Annotated in this window: 16 protein-coding genes and 1 tRNA gene; 4 read left to right on the top strand and 13 right to left on the bottom strand. The window is 55.7% G+C overall.

Translation table 11 applies throughout. From position 1 onward, the window contains the following. Positions 1 to 2 precede the first annotated feature (2 nt). On the bottom strand, positions 3 to 2468 hold the full coding sequence (locus tag Pla52o_RS09415) for a DNA gyrase/topoisomerase IV subunit A (RefSeq protein ID WP_146594358.1): 2466 nt from the start codon (positions 2466 to 2468) through the stop codon (positions 3 to 5). 423 nt (positions 2469 to 2891) lie between these two features. Between Pla52o_RS09415 and Pla52o_RS09410 the strand changes: the two genes are divergently transcribed. Continuing rightward, positions 2892 to 3431, top strand: a complete 540-nt coding sequence (locus tag Pla52o_RS09410; RefSeq protein ID WP_146594357.1) for a hypothetical protein — start codon at positions 2892 to 2894, stop codon at positions 3429 to 3431. A 97-nt stretch (positions 3432 to 3528) separates the two neighbouring features. Then, positions 3529 to 3906, top strand: a complete 378-nt coding sequence (locus tag Pla52o_RS09405) for a hypothetical protein (RefSeq protein WP_146594356.1) — start codon at positions 3529 to 3531, stop codon at positions 3904 to 3906. A 202-nt stretch (positions 3907 to 4108) separates the two neighbouring features. Here Pla52o_RS09405 and Pla52o_RS09400 read toward each other — a convergent pair whose 3' ends face one another. Further along, positions 4109 to 4483: a hypothetical protein gene (locus Pla52o_RS09400; RefSeq protein WP_146594355.1), complete on the bottom strand. Its 375-nt coding sequence runs from the start codon at positions 4481 to 4483 to the stop codon at positions 4109 to 4111. A gap of 436 nt (positions 4484 to 4919) precedes the next feature. Further along, complete coding sequence (locus Pla52o_RS09395) at positions 4920 to 7607, bottom strand: protein kinase domain-containing protein (protein WP_197169127.1); 2688 nt, start codon at positions 7605 to 7607, stop codon at positions 4920 to 4922. 330 nt (positions 7608 to 7937) lie between these two features. Here Pla52o_RS09395 and hemC point away from each other — a divergent pair, with 330 nt between their 5' ends. After that, positions 7938 to 8930 (top strand): hydroxymethylbilane synthase, encoded by a 993-nt coding sequence (gene hemC / locus Pla52o_RS09390; RefSeq protein WP_315852940.1) that lies wholly within the window; start codon positions 7938 to 7940, stop codon positions 8928 to 8930. Positions 8931 to 8964: 34 nt separating this feature from the next. Here the strand turns inward: hemC and Pla52o_RS09385 are convergent, their stop codons facing one another. The 4 genes from Pla52o_RS09385 to ppdK all read right to left on the bottom strand — a co-directional run bounded on the left by Pla52o_RS09385 (position 8965) and on the right by ppdK (position 16416). Continuing rightward, complete coding sequence (locus Pla52o_RS09385) at positions 8965 to 11196, bottom strand: ABC transporter permease subunit/CPBP intramembrane protease (RefSeq protein ID WP_146594353.1); 2232 nt, start codon at positions 11194 to 11196, stop codon at positions 8965 to 8967. After that, positions 11193 to 11978 (bottom strand): ATP-binding cassette domain-containing protein, encoded by a 786-nt coding sequence (locus Pla52o_RS09380; RefSeq protein WP_146594352.1) that lies wholly within the window; start codon positions 11976 to 11978, stop codon positions 11193 to 11195. Before Pla52o_RS09380 ends, Pla52o_RS09385 begins: the two co-directional genes overlap by 4 nt. Positions 11979 to 12212: 234 nt before the next feature. Then, positions 12213 to 13520: a homoserine dehydrogenase gene (locus tag Pla52o_RS09375; protein WP_146594351.1), complete on the bottom strand. Its 1308-nt coding sequence runs from the start codon at positions 13518 to 13520 to the stop codon at positions 12213 to 12215. Between the two features lie 235 nt (positions 13521 to 13755). Then, complete coding sequence (gene ppdK / locus Pla52o_RS09370) at positions 13756 to 16416, bottom strand: pyruvate, phosphate dikinase (protein WP_146594350.1); 2661 nt, start codon at positions 16414 to 16416, stop codon at positions 13756 to 13758. A gap of 76 nt (positions 16417 to 16492) precedes the next feature. On the opposite strand from ppdK, the gene Pla52o_RS27680 reads away from it, so the two are divergent. After that, positions 16493 to 16621: a hypothetical protein gene (locus Pla52o_RS27680; RefSeq protein WP_261343342.1), complete on the top strand. Its 129-nt coding sequence runs from the start codon at positions 16493 to 16495 to the stop codon at positions 16619 to 16621. A gap of 450 nt (positions 16622 to 17071) precedes the next feature. Here the strand turns inward: Pla52o_RS27680 and Pla52o_RS09365 are convergent. The 6 genes from Pla52o_RS09365 to Pla52o_RS09340 all read right to left on the bottom strand — a co-directional run bounded on the left by Pla52o_RS09365 (position 17072) and on the right by Pla52o_RS09340 (position 20408). Further along, positions 17072 to 17154 (bottom strand) — tRNA-Leu (locus Pla52o_RS09365). A 74-nt stretch (positions 17155 to 17228) separates the two neighbouring features. Further along, positions 17229 to 17768: a 50S ribosomal protein L9 gene (gene rplI / locus Pla52o_RS09360; protein WP_146594349.1), complete on the bottom strand. Its 540-nt coding sequence runs from the start codon at positions 17766 to 17768 to the stop codon at positions 17229 to 17231. 81 nt (positions 17769 to 17849) lie between these two features. Then, on the bottom strand, positions 17850 to 18392 hold the full coding sequence (gene ssb / locus Pla52o_RS09355; RefSeq protein ID WP_146594348.1) for a single-stranded DNA-binding protein: 543 nt from the start codon (positions 18390 to 18392) through the stop codon (positions 17850 to 17852). Positions 18393 to 18533: 141 nt separating this feature from the next. Next, complete coding sequence (gene rpsF / locus Pla52o_RS09350; RefSeq protein ID WP_146594347.1) at positions 18534 to 18965, bottom strand: 30S ribosomal protein S6; 432 nt, start codon at positions 18963 to 18965, stop codon at positions 18534 to 18536. Positions 18966 to 19169: 204 nt separating this feature from the next. After that, complete coding sequence (gene pth / locus Pla52o_RS09345) at positions 19170 to 19754, bottom strand: aminoacyl-tRNA hydrolase (RefSeq protein WP_146594346.1); 585 nt, start codon at positions 19752 to 19754, stop codon at positions 19170 to 19172. Positions 19755 to 19784: 30 nt separating this feature from the next. Then, complete coding sequence (locus Pla52o_RS09340) at positions 19785 to 20408, bottom strand: 50S ribosomal protein L25 (protein WP_146594345.1); 624 nt, start codon at positions 20406 to 20408, stop codon at positions 19785 to 19787. Positions 20409 to 20476 lie beyond the last annotated feature (68 nt).

Here is a 20476-nt window from a genome sequence, read left to right as displayed (position 1 = left end):
ATTCAGTTTTCGTCGAACGTTTCAGGTGCAGCAGGTGGAGGAGTCACGATCTCGGAGATCTTGCCATTCTTTTGGATTTCGGTACCACGACCGCCGCGTGCGGTGACGCGGTACTTGGCTGTTGAAATCGTCTTTTTCGCTCCCCGATTGGTTTGGACGGTCATCAGGTCGCGATCACCGACGGAGGCTTTGAAGCCCAACAAACGATCGTTCTCGGTGAGCCGGATTAACGTCACGCCTTTGCCCGCGCCGGATAAGTAATTCACTTCTTCGGCAGCACAGACCATCGCACGACAGTTTTCTGAAACGGCCAAAATGACTTCGCTGCCGTGAATGGTGACCACGTCGATGACCGACGCGCCGGGGGCGACCCGAGCATAACGCCGCCCGGAACGCGTGGAGGGTTCGGCAAAATTCGCCAAACCAAAGCGGAGTGCGAAGCCGTTCGAAGTTGCCGCCAAGGCGTGCGTCGGAGGACACAGATCGGGGGTTTTCGGGTTCTCTTTGATCTCACCAATCACTCGGTTGTCAAACGAGATCGCGGCGATGATCCGCTCGCCGTCTTTGAGTTTAAACAATTTTTGGATCGGTTCACCGAAACCGGTTGAGGCGGGAATGTCGATCATCCGAGTGGTGTAGCAAACCCCTAGAGATGAGAAGAAGCCGATCGCGGCGACGGTGTTTCCCGACACGCAGGTGAGTACTTCATCGCCCTGACGGACCCGGCTCTTGCTGGGGTCGGCGATCAATTTTTGCCGTTTCACCCAACCGTCTTTGGTCACCATGACGTGGCAATCCTCGGCGACGATAAAGTCTTCGGGCGTGTACTCCGGTTCTTCGGCGACCGTGTTGATGACCGATTGGCGTTTTGCAAAGGGATCTTTGTTGTAGGCCTCGATCAACGATTCGATTTCCGTTCGTACGATCGTCCAACGCCCCGATTGATAATTGTCTTCGGAATCTTCGTCCAACAGCTTTTTAATCTCGTTGGCGCGTTTTCGTTTGTCCTTCAACTCATCCATGATCATGTTGATCTCGAGCCTCGCCAAACGATACAGTTTCAGTTCTAAAATCGCATCGGTTTGCTCTTCGTCTAGCCCCCCCTTTTCCGCTGGGAATCGTTTCATGATTTTCGTCGCGGCATCGGCTTTGCCTTCAGACTTGCGGATGATGCGAATGATTTCATCCAAGGCGTCAAAGATCAGCGCATACCCCTCAAGAATATGAATGCGACGCAGCAGTGCGGCGAGTTCATTTTCAAGACGTTTGGTTAACACTTGGAGCCGAAAGTGCAAGAAGTGCCAAAGCACTTCCTTTAATCCCAACCGATTGGGGGCACCGACCTCTGGGTTTTCGGTCGGAACCAAACAGGTCATGTTGACGTTAAAGTTCTTTTGGAAATCCGTGTGGCGGTACAGATACGCCAGCACCATGTTTTCGTCGGCCCCTTTCTTCAACATCAAATCGATGCGGATTTCGTCGGTCGAAAGGTCGCGGGCTTCGATGACAAGGGGCAGCTTGCCGGTGTACACGAGTTCGTTGATCCGCTCGACCAACGACGACTTATTGACCCCAAAGGGAATCGAAGAGATTTGGAGTACCGGGCTGCCTTTGGTCTTCGTATTCAGCTCCGCCGTGCCACGAAGCTTGATCGTGCCTTGCCCGCTGCTGTAGATCTCACGCAACTCTTCCTTTGTGTTGATGATCTGGCCCCCGGTCGGAAAATCGGGGCCTTGAACGGCGTCGTTGGCAACGAGTTGGTAGTCCCTGATTTCGGGATCACGCAGCAATTTGAGTAACGCTTGGCAAACCTCTTTCAGGTTGTGGGGGGGGATGTTGGTCGCCATTCCGACCGCGATCCCCGTCGCCCCGTTGACCAACAAGTTCGGTACACGACTGGGCAATACGACCGGTTCTTCGCGGCTGCCATCGTAGTTCGGCTTGAACGCGACCGTGCGAGTGGCCAAGTCCGAGAGCACCTCCGCAGCGATCGGGGTCATGCGACATTCGGTGTAACGCATCGCAGCGGCATTGTCGCCGTCAACGCTACCGAAGTTTCCGCTGCCATCGATCAGCGGCATCCGCAGCGAAAACGCTTGAGCCATCCGCACCAGGGCTTCATAAATCGAACTGTCACCGTGGGGGTGATAATTACCCATCACGTCCCCCACGACCTTGGCACATTTACGGTGCTTGGCGGTCGCGTTGAGACCTTGTTGGTTCATCGTGTACAAAATTCGTCGCTGGACCGGTTTCAGCCCATCACGCACATCCGGCAATGCCCGGCTGGTGATCACCGATAGCGAATAGTTCAGGTACCGGGATTGAGCAGCTTGGCGCAGCGGAATGCTCATCAGCAGTTGGTCATCAACCGCATCCAACAGCGATCCCTTTGACGAACCATTGTTTTTTGATGATCTGGAAGAGTTCGGTCCCGAGGATGAATTTCGTTTTTGCCGTTTGGCCACGCCTTAACGTCCTATTTGTTCTGTCTTGAGGGGGGAGAGATTCAAGGTGAACTTCGCTGCCAATGGCGATGGTGGGCCATCGTGAAGATCGATCCTTGCTTCTGTTTCGGCCATCTGCCGCTTTCAACCTGCGTAATTTGTACGCTTTACAGCAGATTAGCTCGATAGGGCAATATTGAGAGTTTCCACTCATGGAGTGGGGTTATAGCGATCGAAGCCATCGCAGCGGAACCGCTGATCGCGTAGAGCTGGGTGGGGGGGATTGCAAAAGATCACGAAGATGGAGGGTTTGAGTCGAATTACAATGACGTAGGTCGGTTTTGACAGATGCGTGCTGTTTGCCGCCCCCCCCATTTGCATCGCCGAGTGCGTGCAGGGTCAAGTTCGTGAAAATTAGATCGGGTTCGTCGGAGGAACCGCAGGATGAAACGTCAAACCAAGCTCGGAATCGTAACCATGGCTTCGCTAGCGATGGTGGCGGTTATGACTCAGTCGGCTTCCGCCCAACGCTTCGGCCAAGGCATCCAGCGTTTTGGACAAGGCGAACGGATCATTCGCTCCCAAGTCGTCCGTGACGAAGTCGTCGGTGGAGCGTCAAGCCACGTCGGTGATCTGCCCTCGAGTGAAGAAGGGGTGATCGGGGACGACTACAACGCCGCAGCGATCCAACGAGGTTACGGCCGTCCCGATCTGTTCTACAACAATTACACCCAGGGCAACGCTAACCGAGCCAACGCCCAAATGTATTTGTCACCCGTTCCGGTTCCGCCGAACGTAGGGCATACGTTCTACACGTATCAACCATTTTACCCTCAAGAGATGCTTTACGCTCATAAGGATCGTTTCCACAACTATTATGACAATGGTCGAGGAATGAACCGCACGCGAGCAACCTATTGGTACCCGCCCGTAAAGCAAGCTGCCAGCAACGTGTATTGGAATTACTTGCGAATTCCTCGCTAACGATTGAACCCAACGTCGTCGCAAGCCCGTTCACTTGGCCAGCTGACTTCCTGAAGGCCAGCCCGACGATGCCTCTCCTCTTCTTTCGGAAATAACTATGATTCGACGAATCGTCCTTGCTGCGGGTTTGATCGCGACGCTCGGTGGCTTGATGCAAAACGAAGCGGCCGCGACCGATCCCTACGCCGTGACTCAGGTTTGGAACCATAACTACGCAATGGATCGTCCTTGGCATGGTCCGTACTACCATCAAAGTTACGGCCAACCTACGGCACTTGTTGTACCGCCCACCGTTTCCATGCGGCAATCGTTGTCGTGGGGCGTCAGCCAAAACTTGATGCATCCCGTCCATCATCAATTTGGACGCAGTGCAAATTCCCCTGGGGCCGCGCGGCGCGGTCGCTTTCATGCCACCCCTAATTGGCCAAGTCACACCGACCAATTCGGAGTTTATTACGTCCGCGGACCTTGGTAAGCATCGAGCTAAGCCGTCTTTTCGCAAGACGCTAGCCTAGTGCCACGAGACGCTGGGTGCCACGAGACGTTGGCCGAGGGTTTCGTAACGACTCGGGCTCTCGGAAACAACGAACAGTTTCTCGGAAACAACGAATAAACGCAAACGGCACGCATCGCGTGCCGTTTTTTTTGCCTTCTGCAACTCCCATCACCCGTTCGCGTTAGTGATGCCAGTGCCCTGAGCGATGGTAATCGTAGTGCCCTGGTTGAATGTCCCAGTGATTGCCATGGCGAATCACTTGCGTCGGATGCCAATCGTAATGACTGGTGTCGTGGTAGCTTCCGCGATACCCGTGCCCATAATGGCCATAACCTCCATAACCGCTGCGATACGAGCTACGGTATCGAGGCGTATAGCTGCTATGGTAGCCATGGTGATGCCCGCGGTGATAACCGTGGTGGCCGCCTCCTACCGAGATATGCAGTCCACCTAAACGTAGGTGGCCGTTGCCAGCTTCAGCCGTCGAGGTGTCCGCTGTGAAGGCCAAGCATGCGGCGATTGCGGGAATCGCGATCCATTTTTTGATTGCTAACATCTTCTTCAAACTCCTCAGTCTTGTATTTTTCCTAAGACAAACTTCTCGGCTTAGATTCTCATCTCCATTGCTAGTGCTACGTTCGTGCCATGAAACTTGATCGTGAAACCAAGTTTAAACTTTCTGTCGATTGTCGCGTCGTAAGTGTCTGCAAGTAAACGGTTTAGGTAAATTTGGTTAGCGTTATTTGCAATCGGATTTGAATTTCAATCGAGCGGATTGCCTGCAGTGTTACTCAAATTGAGTACATAGCGGTAGTCAAAGTGACGTCGCGCAGCGGGGGGATTTCACATCGAAGTGACCCGCCGGCAAGATGGAGGGGCGTGATGGACTACGGTGGAAGCGCGTCGTCGATTCATGGGGGGCTATTGATTGAAGGACGCCCCGACGATTGAAAATCATACATGCTGGTTGCCCATTGGCTCGTCAGCCTGGATCAATCGAATTTATCGACCCAGCGAGTCCAGGAGGTGACTTGCTCGTCGTTGAGCATGGGCTTGGGAAGGGGGGCCAATTTGGTGCTGCCGGGCATCCCGGGCGTTTGGGCGCGCACGATCAGCATGCCGTTGACGTTGACTTCGAATCCAATCATGCGATTTCGGCTCTCTTCGCCATCGGCGATGTCGTCGATTTCAAAGTCGTATCGTCCGAGAGAGTGCCAATCCTCGCGTTGAATGCCGGACGATTCGACGAGGGACAAGGCCATCGTTTCGCGGGCATCTCCGACGGTCAAGCGTCGATTCGTTCGGGCGGGCAATGCGGTCCCTCGGGGCACGATGGGCATGATCCGGCGGCGACCTTGAGTGTCTTCGATCAGAATGCCAATCGTTTGCGTGGTCACGGATTGAGGAGGCATCGCGATACTGCCGCGTCCGGGCAACTCGCTGGCCAAACAAGCTGCCGCACCGCGAGCCACATCGGTGCGATCAATGGTTTGGACTTCGACATCGTCCTTGAGTCCTCGCAACACCGCTTCGCGAACTTCGGTGAGTCGTAACAAGGGGCCCAGGGTAACGATGCGGTCAATGCGGCGGCGTGAGAGCGCCGCGTCACGGCAAGCGGATTTGACGGCGCGGCGCACGCCCTCGATTAAGTCTTCGCATTTGGCGAGCCAATCGGACCGCTGCAAGATCACGGATTGGTTGACGCCATTGATTTGCACGGTGATCTTTGCCGAGGGCATGATCATTAACGCATTCATGGCGCTTTCACAGGCGATTTGCAGTCGCACGGCTTGCGTCGACTTTCGTGCATCGAAACGGAAATTGTTTTGAAACGCGGCGGCCGCCATCTCGACGAGTCGCTGTAGCCACGCCAAGGTGCCGGTATGCCAATGTCCCGCCGTGGAGAGCTGTTTCATGCGGCTGGCATCACGATGAAACACGGCCGCTTCGGTTCCTTGGCCCGTCAAACCGAGGAACAAAATCTGCTGATCCGTCGAGGTGTCTAGAGCGGAGGTGGGGACCGTGTCGCGGTCGGATGCCTGTGACTCGGATGCGTCGGGAAGCAATAGCGATTGGGCGGCGGCGATGCTGCGGTCGACCAGTCGCACGGACTTCAGACCGGCCATCTGAGCCGCTTGCAGGATGCTTTGGCGATGAAGTTGATCGTAGCTGGAGGGGACCGTGATGGCGACAGCCGCAGGTGCTCCAGCCAGCTTCCATGCGTTGCGAGACAATCGTTTCAGAAGCAGAGCGAGCAGTACTTCGGGAGGACATTGACGGCCCAAAACTTCTCGTTCGACCAGAGGTTTGCCGATGTACATGTGCAAACAATGGACGAGATTTTTAGACTGCGTGGCTCTCCGCTTCATCGCCTGGTCCCCAAAAAACAATTGGTGGCCTTCACTGGCGAGGGACATTCGCAACAAGGGACGTTGATCTTCTCCGGCCGATAACAAATTGACACCGCCCAACGGAGAGGCTTCCGCAGCCGCGGCGTAGAACATGCCTAAGTCGAACGCGAGCACGTTGGCGAGTTGAGCTGATGTCGATCCTCCGGCGAACGTGGATCCATCGCCGATCGGTTGACGCAGCGCAAACTCGGCCAACCATTGCGGTTCGTTGGCTTTGTCGGCGTATTCACCGAGATCTTCGATCACTTCGTCTAACGAGGTGTATCGCGCGCTAGGAGTCTTCGCCATCATGCGGCGAAATAGATTCGCGAATTGCATGTCGACATCACGACGCACTTGCATCAAGTCCGGAATCTCGCCATGCCGATGCCCGTAAACTTGTTCGAGATATTCACCTGTAAACGGGGGTTGGCCGGTCAATAAAAAGTACAACGTCGCGCCGAGGGAGTAGATGTCACTTCGCGAGTCGGCCGCGTCCGCGTCTTCGAGTTGTTCGGGCGACATGAACGAGAGCGTCCCGACCAAGCGTCCTTTGGATGGGCGGGCTGCGTTTGTCCCATCCGCCTCGCTATTCGAACCGCGTGCTTCGGAGGTGGCGTGTCGCCGGGTCCTAAGTCCGGCGGTGCTGATGCGCGCCAAACCAAGGTCGAGAACTTTCACCGTGCCGTCATGCGAACGCATGATGTTTCCGGGTTTGACATCCCGGTGGATGATTCCCGCGCGATGCGCGTGCAATAACCCCATCGCCGCTTGCCGGATGATCGATGCCGCTTCACCGACCGCCAAGGGACCGCGCGTGGCGACCATGTTGGTCAACGTCATGCCATCGACGTACTCCATCGCCAAATAATGGATGCCATGATCTTCGCCCGCATCAAATGCGGCGACAATGTTGGGATGCAACACGCGAGAGGCGGCACGAATCTCTTCATAGAACCGCTCGACCGCCCGTTGATCCTGCATCAATTGCACGGGCAACATCTTCAACGCGACGGTGCGCTGCATGCGAACGTGCTCCGCCAGATATACTTGTCCCATCCCGCCGCTGCCGAGCATGCTCTTGACGGCATAGTCGCCGAGTCGTTCGGGCAAGTCTTGCGAAACCGATGCTACCTCCAACGCTGAAACCGCGCTGCCGTCGCCTTGTAGCACCGAGGCTGAAAAATCAATCAACGCATCCCCACTACCCGACGATCCAGCTCCATCCCCGGCACAGGTGGGTTGCTCGTCCGCAAGCGGATTCGGGTTCGAGGAAGATGGCGTGGGCACGAAAAGGTATCTTTTTACGGAACGGTTTATCGAAACGCTTGTTTGAGAACAGCGGCTTTCAAATCCTTTGAATGTGCCTGCTGGGAGAGAAGACTTCCTTGCCCTTCCTTCACGGTCCATTGCCTTACTTAATCAAACGCGAATGGTTCGCCAAAGGACCCAAGAATGTCATGCAAATGTGCACTGCCGATGACCCGAAGTCAATGATTCGTTACGATTCATAGAATTCGAATGCGTGGGATCGTTTCCTTGCCCGCTTCGCGCAGGCCGCGTATGCCGTCTGTATCGTCCTCTTAGTTTACCTCTCTTTGAATAACGGAAGCTATTCTTTTGTCTAATTCGCAATCGGCTGGCACCTCCCCCCCTACCGTTGGCTCCGGTACTTCGGATTCTGATCGTGTGTTGCGGATCGCGACCCGCGAAAGCCCGTTGGCGATGTGGCAAGCCGAGCATGTCTCGGCGCTGCTGAAGCAGGCCGGTTTTGCCACGAAATTGGTACCTTTGGTCAGCAGCGGCGATACCGACATGCGTCCGATCCAAGCGGGGGCCCAGGTAGGAGTTTTCACGAAGCGAATCCAGCAAGCCCTTCTGGATGGCGAAGCGGATGTTGCAGTTCATTCGTTGAAGGATTTGCCGACCGAAGTCGATCCGCAGCTGATGCTGGCCGCCGTGCCGGCGCGGGAAGTGGTTCAGGATTGTTTGGTGTCCCAGTCGCGATGGACGATTGCGACATTGCCCAAGGGAGCACGGATCGGAACCGGCAGCCGTCGTCGTGCGGCCCAGTTGCGCTACCATCGCCCCGACCTCGATGTTCAACCAATCCGCGGCAACGTGCAGACGCGACTCGAGAAACTTCGCGTCGGGCAATACGATGCAATCATGTTGGCTGCGGCCGGCTTGACTCGATTGCAGATGGACGAGGTGCCGCGAGTGGAATTGCCGCTTGCGGAGATGTTGCCCGCACCCGGACAAGGGGCGCTCGCGATTGAGGTCCGCCGCGACGCGGAGGAGGTGCAAGCGATCGTGGCTGGGTTGAATGACCTTGTCGCACGTGCGACGGTGATGGTGGAACGGACCCTCTTGGCAGCACTCAATGGCGGATGCTTGGCGCCGATCGCGGCCTATTGCCAAATCGAACAAGGCGTTTTGACGCTCGATGCGGTCGTGTTATCGAGCGATGGAACGCAGCGGTTGGACGAGCGCCGGTCGCTTCCCTTTGATCCACCGCAATGGGAAGCGTGTGCGAAAACACTCGCCGATCAGGCCAGTGAAAGTTTGGCAAGTCGTGGGGCACGCGAGTTGATTCAGGAAACGCGAAGCTGATTCAGGAAACGCGAAGCTGATTTGCGCAACCGAATCAGGCACTCGCAAAACGGGTCGTGGGATCCACCAGCCCTTCTTCAAACTCGATTTGATCCGCTTCAATTTCTTCGTCCACACTCCGCAGCGATCCAAAGTAGAGCATGCATGTGACAGCAACGCCCATGCTGATCACGATCCAAAAGGGTTGATACTCGGGACCTTGTTCGGTCGTTCGCAAGAAGATCGATGCTCCACCCCAACCGCTATCGACAATCCGCTCAAGTGATACCGAAAGTGCATTGTTGGTGAAGTGGATCAGGATGCCCGGCAACACGCTTCCGGTTCGCAACGCGATCCAACCCAGCATCAACCCCATCACGGTTGCTGCGATCGATTGTTGCAAGACACCATGAGAGATTCCAAACAGCACGGCGGTGACAACGACGGCGCGTAGACGTCCGCCTTGGCGTTCCAGGCCACCAAAGATGAAGCCGCGGAACGCAAGTTCTTCACAAATGGAAGGGACCAGTGCCATTAACAGCACCACGGAAACCCACGGGGCCGCAGAAATCTGATCCGCAAATGGCTTCATGGCTGCCATCGCTTGTTCGCTGACGGGATACATGTGACTGATCCAAGATGCCAACATCACGTAGCTCGGATGCAAGGTGCAGCCGAGTAACACGGCCAATGGCAACGTGGTCCAGTGTGGCATGCGAATCCGCAGACTCTTCCGCAGCGAAGTCGTCAGGACCGTTGCCATCAACAGCGTTGGCGCGAGGATCAGGCCAAGCTGTGGCATCAATATGAGTTTACTAATACCGGTCAGTGTCGTTGGCATTTCGGTTACGGCTAGTTTACCGAAGAACAACGCGACCAAGATTACGGCCCCACAAGCGACCGCTTGACTTGGCGTCGCTGCGATTTGACGGTCTCGCCACAAGTGGCGAACCCATTGACGAAGTTCCCATTGGTCGTTGCCACCGAACAGCACCGCTTCGTCTTCGAATTGTTTCAGTGCCCATCGCGATGCCATCCACAAACACGTAACCATCACACCGGCCACCATCGGCAGGTGCCACAGGGCGATGCCGTATTGGCCTTCGACCAACGCGCGAACCATCAGGAACATACCGGTGACGGGGATCAAGCTGGTCCCCACGGTCAACGTGGTGCCGGGCAACATCGGCAGCATCACCAATGGCAGGGTGATCATCATCAAGGGCATCAAATAGTATTGCCCCTCTTTGCTGCTCCGCGCCATCGCGGCGACGGCCAGTGCCAAGGCGCTGAACAAGGTCGACAACGGGACCAACGCGACAAGCAACCACAACATCGGTCCGATCGGGGGTGCACCAATCGAGGTGCTACCGCCAAAGTCAATTTGTCCAACTACAAACGAGCTGGTGACCAACATACTGCCGGCATTCAAGATCGCCGTCAGCATGCTAAAGGTGGTTACCGCGGCGAGTTTGCCGGCGACGATTTCAGAACGATGGGCGGGGCTACATAGCAGCGTTTCCAGCGTCCCACGCTCTTTTTCCCCTGCGACCAAGTCGATCGCGGGATAGAAGGCGCCGGTCATCGCCCAAATCAACATGATGAACGGCAACAGCTTGCTCCACAGCGCCGCTTCGCGAGTTTGCGAGGGAGCGATATCGACGTCGTCTAGCTGGAATAGTTCGAGTGACATCATGTCGATGCCGGATTCCGACAGCCGCTGGTGGATCCATCCGGATCGCCAGCTGCCGAGAATCTTTGCTACGCGTTCTCGCGCGACCATCGATTGATCCGACGCCACGTTGTAGAGCAATTGGATTGCCGCTTCCTTGTCATTCACGCGGTTTTCGGAATTGGCAAATTGAGGAGGGACCATCACGACGACGTCGAACATACCGCTGCTGACCCAGTCCCGAGCGCGTTGGTCCACGGACCGATTGGTCGCGACATCGTCCCATTGATAGGTCACCACTTGCAGCGGATCGTCCTCGGAGACCAACCTCTCCACAAAACAATCATCGCCAACCAATTCGGGAACATCCGTCAAATGATCGGTGCCAATCACACACACGTTGGTGTTGTGGTGTTGGGTGAATTGCACCATTTGTAGCAATAGCGTGCCGACCAACGGATAGAGCAACACCGGCAATACCGCGATCGTAAAGAGCGTGCGTCGGTCCCGCAGTTGATCTCGCATCTCGCGAACATAAATCAACCAAACCGAAGCCCAGCCCAAGCGATCGTGATTCTTGGCAGCTAAATGTTTTTGTTTTGCGGACTGGTTCATGCCATCGCTCCTGAGTTCGCCTGTCCGTGCAATTCAGCGTCCCCCTGTTCATGTTTACTGAGCAATCCAAAGAAGACTTCCTCAAAGTCCTCTTCGCCATGACGCTCACGCAAATTTTCCAGAGTGCCGCTATCGAGGATGCGACCTTGATGCATGATGGCAATCCGATCACAGAGCTTTTCCACTTCGCTCATGATATGAGTCGAGAAGATCAAACACTTGCCGCGATCGCGGAGATCTCGCACGATCGCTAACAAGTTGCGGGCCACCATCACGTCGAGTCCGAGCGTGGCTTCGTCGAAAACGAGCACCGGTGGGTTGTGAACTAAGGCGCGTGCGATCGAGACTTTTTGCTTCATGCCGGTCGACATCTTCGCGCCGGGAACATCGCGGAAATCGTTCATGCGTAATTGCGTGAACAACGTTTCCAACCGCTCGCGTAGTTCGTCGCGTGTCATGCCGTGCAAGCGACCGAAATAGCCGACCATTTCCCAAGCCGTCATGCGGTCGTACATGGCGGTGTTATTGCTCACGAAGCCGATCCGTCGTCGCACTTCGGCCGAGTCATGGACGACGTCATGCCCGGCGACATTGGCGATCCCCGAGGTGGGGCTCAGCACGGTGCTGAGAATGCGAAGGACCGTGGTTTTGCCTGCGCCATTGGGCCCGAGCAAACCAAAGATTTCACCGGGACCGATTGAAAACGAAACGCGGTCGACGGCGATAAAGCGACCACGGTGCACATCTTCGTAGGCCTTGGTTAGGTGTTGAACTTGAATCATGGATGCCCATTTGCCCCGGGGACGGATTGCCGTGCGGCGTTGACTCGCGGTTTAACGGTCAGCGCGGTCGTAGCGGTCGTTCCTAAAAACGTTGCCCTTGCGTGCGTTGGGTAAACCAGCGTTGTCGCGTGCGCACGAAGAAACCGCTACGGAATCGTAGCCCCCGTTATGGTGCAAGTGGGGCTTTCATTCAATGAACATGGCAAAACGGGGTCAAAGATCCCGTCCCCACCGTCAATCCTTCACTCTAAGCCGTACAACCGGACCGGTGATGGAGTCGAGTGACTCGATTTCTCGCGTGGCGGCTTGGGCGGACCCCTCGGTGGCTTCGTGCGTCATGATCACCAACGGTACCGAATCGAGCGGTGTCGCTCCGTTTTCACCCTCGTGTTGCATCACCGACGCGATCGAGATTTGATGCTTCGCCAAGACCGTTGTGATCGAGGCCAGCGTCCCGGGATGATTGGCAACATTCAGACGTAGATAGTTACGTCCGACTAACGTGTCGGCATCGCGGAGTTTAGCTCGCGGCGGTTGGCCGATGGAAAAGTATTCAAGCGTTTGGAAGGTCAAACGGGTGCGACCTACCGCTGTGTCAATCAGGTCCGCGACGACCGCTGAGGCAGTCGGCATCTGGCCCGCCCCCAGCCCATGGTAGAACACCGGCCCCACCGCATCCCCCACGACTCGAATTGCATTGAACGCGTCACGCACTTCGGCCAGCGGTGTTCCGATGCGGACCAGCGTCGGCGCGACCGAAAGCTCGAGTCCATCGTCGGCAAGGTTAGCCAACGCTAGCAGTTTGATTCGGTAGCCCAATTGTCGGCTGTAACGCAAATCATCGGGATCGAGCCCGTCGATTCCTATCCGGGGGATCTCAGACCAGTTCACGGTCGCCCCAAAGGCAAGATGCGAAAGGATCGCCAGTTTCTGAGCCGCATCGGTGCCATCGACATCCATGGCGGGATCCGCTTCGGCGTAACCGAGTTCCTGGGCTTTGCGAACGACGTCGTTATACGAAGCCCCTTTCTCGTCCATTTGAGTGACGATGAAATTGCTGGTGCCGTTAAGGATCCCCTCAAGCGAGCAAATCTGATTGGCGGACAAGCATTGGCTGATGTTGGCGATAATCGGGATGCCACCGGCGACGGAGGCTTCGAACGCGATGCTGCGACCAAGTTCACGGGCTCGCGTGAACAATTCGGGGCCGTGCTCGGCTAAAAGAGCCTTGTTGGCCGTGACGATGTCCTTGCCCGATTCGAGCAGCTTCAACATGATCGAACGCGCCGGTTCCAAGCCGCCAATCAACTGAGCGACAACGGAAATTTCCGGATCGTTGATCACGTCGTCAAGCGAATCGGTGGCAACGCCTGCGGGAAGATCGATCTCGCGAGGCTTTGCCAGGTCGCGAACGACTGCCTTTTTTAACCACAGTGTGCGGCCAGCATGTCGAGCGGTGCGATCACCATGATCAAGCAGTAACTTAGCGACGCCGGAGCCAACGGTTCCCAGGCCAACAATGGCAATGTTTGTTCTTTCCATGCGAAAATGGTAATCCGAAGCAAGGTTCACGACGAGGCCATAGAAACCGATATCTTTGCCAACCCCGCAACATCGCCGCTCTCAATCGCGAGTAAAGCGATTGGGGGGACAGTGATTGATCGGGGGGAGACAGTGGATCGGGGGGACAGTGAAAGCTGGCCGCTAGGAGTATAAAAAAACAGCGGCCGCTAAGGGCCGCTGTTGATCTGATTCATTCGTTCCACAAAATGTCGAACTACTTCTTGGCGTTCAATGCCGCTTGAGCCGCTGCCAAACGTGCAATCGGCACGCGGAACGGACTGCAGCTGACGTAGTCCAAGCCGGCTTTGTGACAGAAATCGATCGAGGCAGGATCCCCTCCGTGCTCGCCACAGATACCGACCTTCAAGCCCTTCTTGACACTGCGTCCCTTCTCGACGCCCATTTCGACCAATTGGCCTACGCCGCTGGTGTCGAGCGATTGGAAGGGGTCAACGTTCAGAATTTCTTGTTGCAAGTAATCTGGCAAGAACGTGTTCACATCGTCACGGCTATAACCAAATGTCATTTGGGTCAAGTCGTTCGTGCCGAAGCTGAAGAAGTCGGCGTGAGCCGCGATTTCGTTCGCCGTCAACGCAGCGCGTGGGATCTCGATCATCGTACCGATCGAGATGTCCAACTTGCCATCGAACTTCTTGGCTGCCTTGGTTTCTTCGATCGTGGCTTCCACCTTCTTGCGAAGAAGCTCGAGTTCGTTAGCGGTACCCACAAGCGGGATCATGATCTCCGGCATCGCCTTGATCTTCTTGCCTGCACAATTGATTGCCGCTTCGACAATCGCACGCACCTGCATCTCGAGGATTTCCGGATAGGTCACGCTCAAGCGGCAACCGCGGTGTCCAAGCATGGGGTTGGACTCATGCAGCGCTTCGCCACGCTTGGCAACTTCGGCAGCGGAAACGCCCAGCTCTTTAGCGACGATTTTTTGACTCGCGGTTTCGTGAGGCAAGAATTCGTGCAAAGGTGGGTCAAGCAAGCGAACGGTCACGGGAAGTCCGTTCATCGCCTTGAAGATGCCTTCGAAGTCTTTGCGTTGGAACGGCAGCAATTTCTTCAGTGCGGCGCGACGGTCTTTTTCGTCTTGAGCCAAGATCATCGTACGCATGTGCGTGATTCGCTCGGCGTCGAAGAACATGTGCTCGGTACGGCAAAGTCCGATTCCCTCGGCACCGAATTCGCGAGCTCGCTTGCTGTCGGCGGGCGAATCCGCGTTGGTGCGAATCGCCAGCGTGCGATACTCATCGGCCCATTTCATCAACTTGGCGAAGTCGCCGGACAGTTTCGGCTCTTGTGTTTCCACTTCGCCCGACATCACTTCGCCGGTGGTGCCATCAAGGCTGATCACGTCTTTGACACCGAAGGTACGTCCGGCGACTTTGATCTTCTTGCCTTTTTCGTTGATTTCAACATCGCCGGCACCGGCAACACAGCACTTGCCCCAACCGCGAGCGACAACCGCAGCGTGGCTGGTCATCCCGCCGGTGCTGGTCAAAATACCCGCAGCGGCGTTCATGCCGTCGACGTCTTCGGGGCTGGTTTCTTTACGAACCAAGATCACCATTTCGCCAGCATCGGCTCGTTGGCGTGCTTCTTCGGCACTGAACGCCAACTTACCAACCGCTGCACCTGGGGAAGCGGGCAAGCCACGTGTCAGAACGTCCGCCGCGTTTCGCGCCGTCGGCTTGAAGCTAGGCAGCAACAATTGGGTCAAGTCGTTCGCGGGGACACGCAAAACGGCAGTCTTTTGATCGATCAACTTTTCCTTGACCATGTCGCAAGCGATCTTGACGGCGGCAACGCCGGTTCGCTTTCCGGTGCGGGTTTGCAGCATGTACAACGTGCCACGCTCGATCGTGAACTCGATGTCTTGCATCTCGGTGTAGTGATCTTCGAGCGTCTTTTTGATCGCCAACAATTCTTTGTGAACGGCGCGGTTCCACTTTGGCATTTCAGCCACAGGTTGTGGAGTTCGGATGCCCGCGACGACGTCTTCGCCCTGAGCGTTGATCAAGAACTCACCGAAGAATTTGTTTTCACCGGTGTTCGGGTTACGGGTGAATGCGACGCCCGTTCCCGAGTCTTCGCCCATGTTGCCGTAAACCATCGATTGCACGTTGACGGCGGTTCCGAGCAAGCCACGGATGCCTTCGATTTCGCGATAGCGGACCGCGCGGGTCGTGTTCCATGACGAGAATACCGCCATGATCGAAAGCTCAAGTTGCTTGATCGGGTCTTGCGGGAAATCGTTCCCGGTCGCCTTCTTGTAAACCGCTTTGTAGTCTTCGCAAAGTTGCTTCAGACCTTCGGCGGGAACATCGGTGTCTTCGCTGACCTTGAATTTCTTCTTGACCGCATCGAATGCTTTCTCGAAGACGTGGTGGTCCATGCCCATGACCACGTCACCGAACATGTTGATCAAGCGGCGGTACGCGTCATACGCGAAACGCTCGTTCTTGGTCGCTTTGGCGAGCCCTTCGGCGGCCGCGTCATTCAGACCCAGGTTCAAAATCGTGTTCATCATGCCCGGCATACTTACCGCTGCACCGGAGCGAACGCTGACGAGCAATGGGTTTGCGTCGTCACCGAACTTTTTGCCCGTTTCTTTCTCAAGCGTTTTCACCGCTTGGTTGACTTCGTCCATCAAGCCCTTGGGCATCTTTTCGCCCGACTTGTAATACGCGTCGCAAACTTGGGTGGTGATGGTGAATCCCGGAGGAACCGGAAGACCAATCGCGGTCATTTCAGCAAGGTTCACCCCTTTGCCGCCCAAGATCGATTTGCTTGCACCGCGGCCTTCGGTTTTTGACTTGCCGAAGTAATAGACCATCTTGTCAGCTGAGCCAGCTTTCTTTGCCATAATATGTCTCTGAAGGAACCGTCGTGGTTTGTGAGTAAGAGATTGAAAACAGATCTAAAAGGGAGCACCAAACAGTATGAGCGGTCCCGACGACAAGGCATTGGCGGCTCTTTACCACGAAAACAACGCCTTTTACGGGGAAACTCTATTTGCCATTTGCGTCAAGGTCAATGACTACAAGCAAAATTGCGGTCATTCCGCTTAGGTGGAGTGGTCCGGTTGTGGCGATTGTCCTTGTGCAACGATTGTCATTGTGTGATCGGCTCCGCAGCCTCGATCGCAATGTACCGTCGCACCGCGTCGTGCGGAGGGGTAACGCATTGCACTGTGAATACAGTCGATATCGAGAAGTTCAGAGGTGTCGCCAAACAATCGTGTGGATGTTGGTTGGGTTTGCTTGCGGTTGCCTGTGTGAGAACGGCACTCAACCGAAGGTGAAAACCTTTTGATCCAAAAACGACTTCGACCTCTGACGCCCCATCCTTTGCCAAAAAGTCACCGTCTCTTTCCTGATCGCGCCAAAGCGTCGTAGGTCGTAACGGGAAAATGGGTTAAACGAGAGCGGTTATTCCGAGCGTGCGGAAAACGAAGCAGATTACCGGTTACGAAAAAACGGCTGTGTGAATGACTCACACAGCCGTCTTCGTTCAATCAGTAGGGCTGACAGGAATCGAACCTGCACTCCGTAAAGGAACTGGATCCTAAATCCAGCGCGTCTGCCAGTTCCGCCACAGCCCCGACGTGATCATCTGATGATAGTAAATTGCACGACGGGCTTAACAGCCCGTCTGCGTTATTTTATCGAGAGAAAGTTAGACTTCTTCCGAAACCACGGTTGGAACCACCCAAACTTTCAGCGACGCTTCGACTTCGCTGTGCAAGTGCACCTTGACGGTGTACAAGCCGAGTTCCTTGAGGGGACCTTCGAGGCGAATTTGGTCTTGTGCCAACGTGAACCCAGCACCCTTGAGGGCATCGACGATCTCGTGGGCTCCGACGCTGCCGTAGAGGTGGCCTTCGTCGTTTGCGTTCGCTTCGATTGTAATGGATTGCTTGCCGAGTTCGTCGGACAAGTCGCGGTAGCTCTTGAGCTTTTCGAGCTCCAGGGCACGCAATTTCTCACGATGCTTTTCGACCATCCGCTTGTGGTGGTCGCTCGCCAAGGTGGCCAGCCCCTGAGGCAACAGGTAGTTCAACGCGTAACCGGATCGCACTTCGACGATGTCGCCTTGCTTGCCGAGATGTTCGACGTTGTGGATCAACAGCAGTTGAATACCGCCGTTTTCGCCTTTGGGCAAACGTTTGAAGGGTCGATTGAACGTTCGACCAGTGCTTGTCTTTGGTTTCGGCATCACAAAACTCGAGTGAACAAAAATAGGTTGGAATGTATTGTTAGCTTGACGTGCTCTAGGAATCTCGAGGGATCCAGATCGCTAGAATGGGATATTCGGATCATCGTAACCGGGCCCGTTGCCGGTCGGTTGCGCCTCGCGTTGACCCGCGTCTTGACCACCGCCCGGATGGGGCTGTGGGGCGCGGCTTCTCGGTGGCTCTTGGTAGTCTTGGGATTCGTAGTTGCTTTCGTGAACCGAATCACGCTGTTGAGGTTGGCTGCGCTGACGCTGCTCGCCTCCTCCTCCGCCACCACTGTTCCCGCTTAGCATCTGCATGCGCTCGCCGACGACGCGAAGCTTGCTGCGCTTCTGGCCATCGGTTTCCCACATGTCGAGCTTCAGTCGACCTTCGACAAGGATGGGTGATCCTTTGCTCAGGTACTCGCTTGCGACTTCGGCGGTTCGCCCCCACAAAGTCACATCCACAAATGTCGTCTCTTCGACCCATTCCCCGGTAGCCGATTTTCGGCGATCGTTGACGGCAATCGTGACTTCCGTAACCGCCGTGCCACCTTGGGTGTACTTCAGTTCGATGTCACGCGTAATGTTGCCAACAAGGACGACGCGATTATAGCTTGCCATGGTGTTCCCCGAAACATTTTGGGAGTCGAAATGTTTTGCTCAGTGTGCGTTTCTGCCAACGAACGTTTCGCGGTTGGATGGCATAGGGGACAAAAATGCACCCCACTTCATCCTACCGCTGCTGCGTTGGTGAAGCAAACACTACGCTTCGGAGGTGGCAACCGAATCGCTTTCGGCTTCCGCGTCCTTGGCTCCACCTTCGCCGCTGGCGTTGTCATCGCCTGCCGAAGATTGAGTGAACAACTCGCCACGGGCGTTGGCGAGCATCGGCTCAACCAAGCGTGGATCGAGCTTCAGAGTGAGTTCACGCAAGATTGGCTCGCAGAGTTGGAACGCTCGTTCGATTTTGACGAGGTTTGCACCTTCAATCTCGAAGTAGGTCAACCAATACGTTCCCTTTTGGTGCTTGTCGATTGGGTAAGCCAAGCGTTGTTCCATCCACAATCGGCTAACGAGAACGTTGCCTTCGTGTTCGGTGATGATCTGTTCGATCTGCTTGCTAACGCCGCCTGGATCGCGTGCGTATTGGTTGCTATCGAGGATGAATAGCGTTTCGTAAGTGTTTTTCGCCACGGTTTTATCGTCTCTCTACGGTCTGATTGGGTGCGATCGACGCATCGCTGTTTCGGGGGGAATCGTCTATCTCGAAGCGGTATGTTAGCGAGACTGTGCGTTTATGCCCAGCACCGTTTCCAATCTTGCTTCTATCTCCGCAGCGTTTTGCCAATCGCAGTCGCTTGTCGGCTGCGGTGTCGTCAACGCGTTGGGGTTATCTCGTCACTTTTTTGGCTTGGTATCGACCGCGCCGTTGTACTCGGTCATCGTCTGCGTGATCCCGAGGGTTGCCCAGTCCATCGTGGCATAGGCGGCGCGGGTCGTTGCTTCTTCGATGGTCGCTTGTTCGCTTTTATTGAACTTCCCCAGCACGTAGTCGACCACTTCCCAGCCTTCGGGAGGGCGGTCGATCCCGATTCGGAGTCGTGGAAACGACTCTGCACCGAGATGCCGGATGATGTCCGCTAACCCTTTTTGGCCTCCGGAGGATCCCGAGCGTTTAAGTCTCAGTCGTCCACAGGGGAGGTTCAGGTCATCGCAAAGGACGACCATCTCTTCGGGGGTCAGCTTAAAAAAATCGAGTGCCTTCCTCACGCTCTGGCCGCTCGCGTTCATGAACGTTTGTGGCCACAGGATTGCAAGTTTTTCGCCGCGGTAATTGCCCTCAGCCCAATGACCCTCGAAACGAACCTTCGAGGGGCTTGCTGAGATCAGTGCCGCAACTTTGTTTGCTGCCATGAAACCGACATTGTGTCGTGTTTGCTCGTATTTCTGCCCAGGGTTCCCTAGGCCAACGATCAGTTTCATGGCAGTGGTTCAAAAGCCGGGTGAACGGGCTTAGTCTTCCTCGTCCTTCGGTGCGCCCTTGGCGATCACATCGGGCTCCGCGCCGGCTTCCTCAGCCTCATCGGCTGACTGCTCGCCACGGGGTGCTTCGACGTGGGCGACAACGGTGTCCGCTGGCGTGACTAGTTCAACGCCTTCAGGTAGCTCGATGTCAGCCGCGGTCAACGAGGCGCCGAGGTGCAAGTCCGCGACGTTCAAGTCAACGCTTTCAGGGATTGTACCCGCCGAGCATCGGACTTCGACATCGTGGTGGTTTTCGATCAGGATTCCACCTTCACGAACGCCAACGGGTTCGCCGCGAAGAAGGATCGTGACGGTCACGTCCACTTTTTCTGACAAATTGACTCGCATCAGGTCCAAGTGCAGTACTTCGATCCCCAAGGGATCCCACTGCATCGCGTAAACCATCGCGGTTTCATTGAGTGCACCAGCGAGTTCCACCGTCTTGCCGTGATGGCGCAAGAGAGCTTTAACTTCGTCCGATGGGACCGATAGCGACTCAGTAGTTTCGCCGTGTCCGTACAGTACAGCGGGGATTCGACCGCTCTGACGCAAACGCCGAGTGGCAGCGGAGCCTGTTAGCTCACGCTTCTCGACCTGCAATACGTCTGCCATGGCTGGATCAACCTTCCAGTCAGATTGTGATTCATCAATAAATTTCGGTAAACGCCGAACGCCGGCTC

Source organism: Novipirellula galeiformis (genome assembly GCF_007860095.1).
GTDB lineage: Bacteria > Planctomycetota > Planctomycetia > Pirellulales > Pirellulaceae > Novipirellula > Novipirellula galeiformis.
This window is presented reverse-complemented; position numbering and strand designations above follow the sequence as displayed.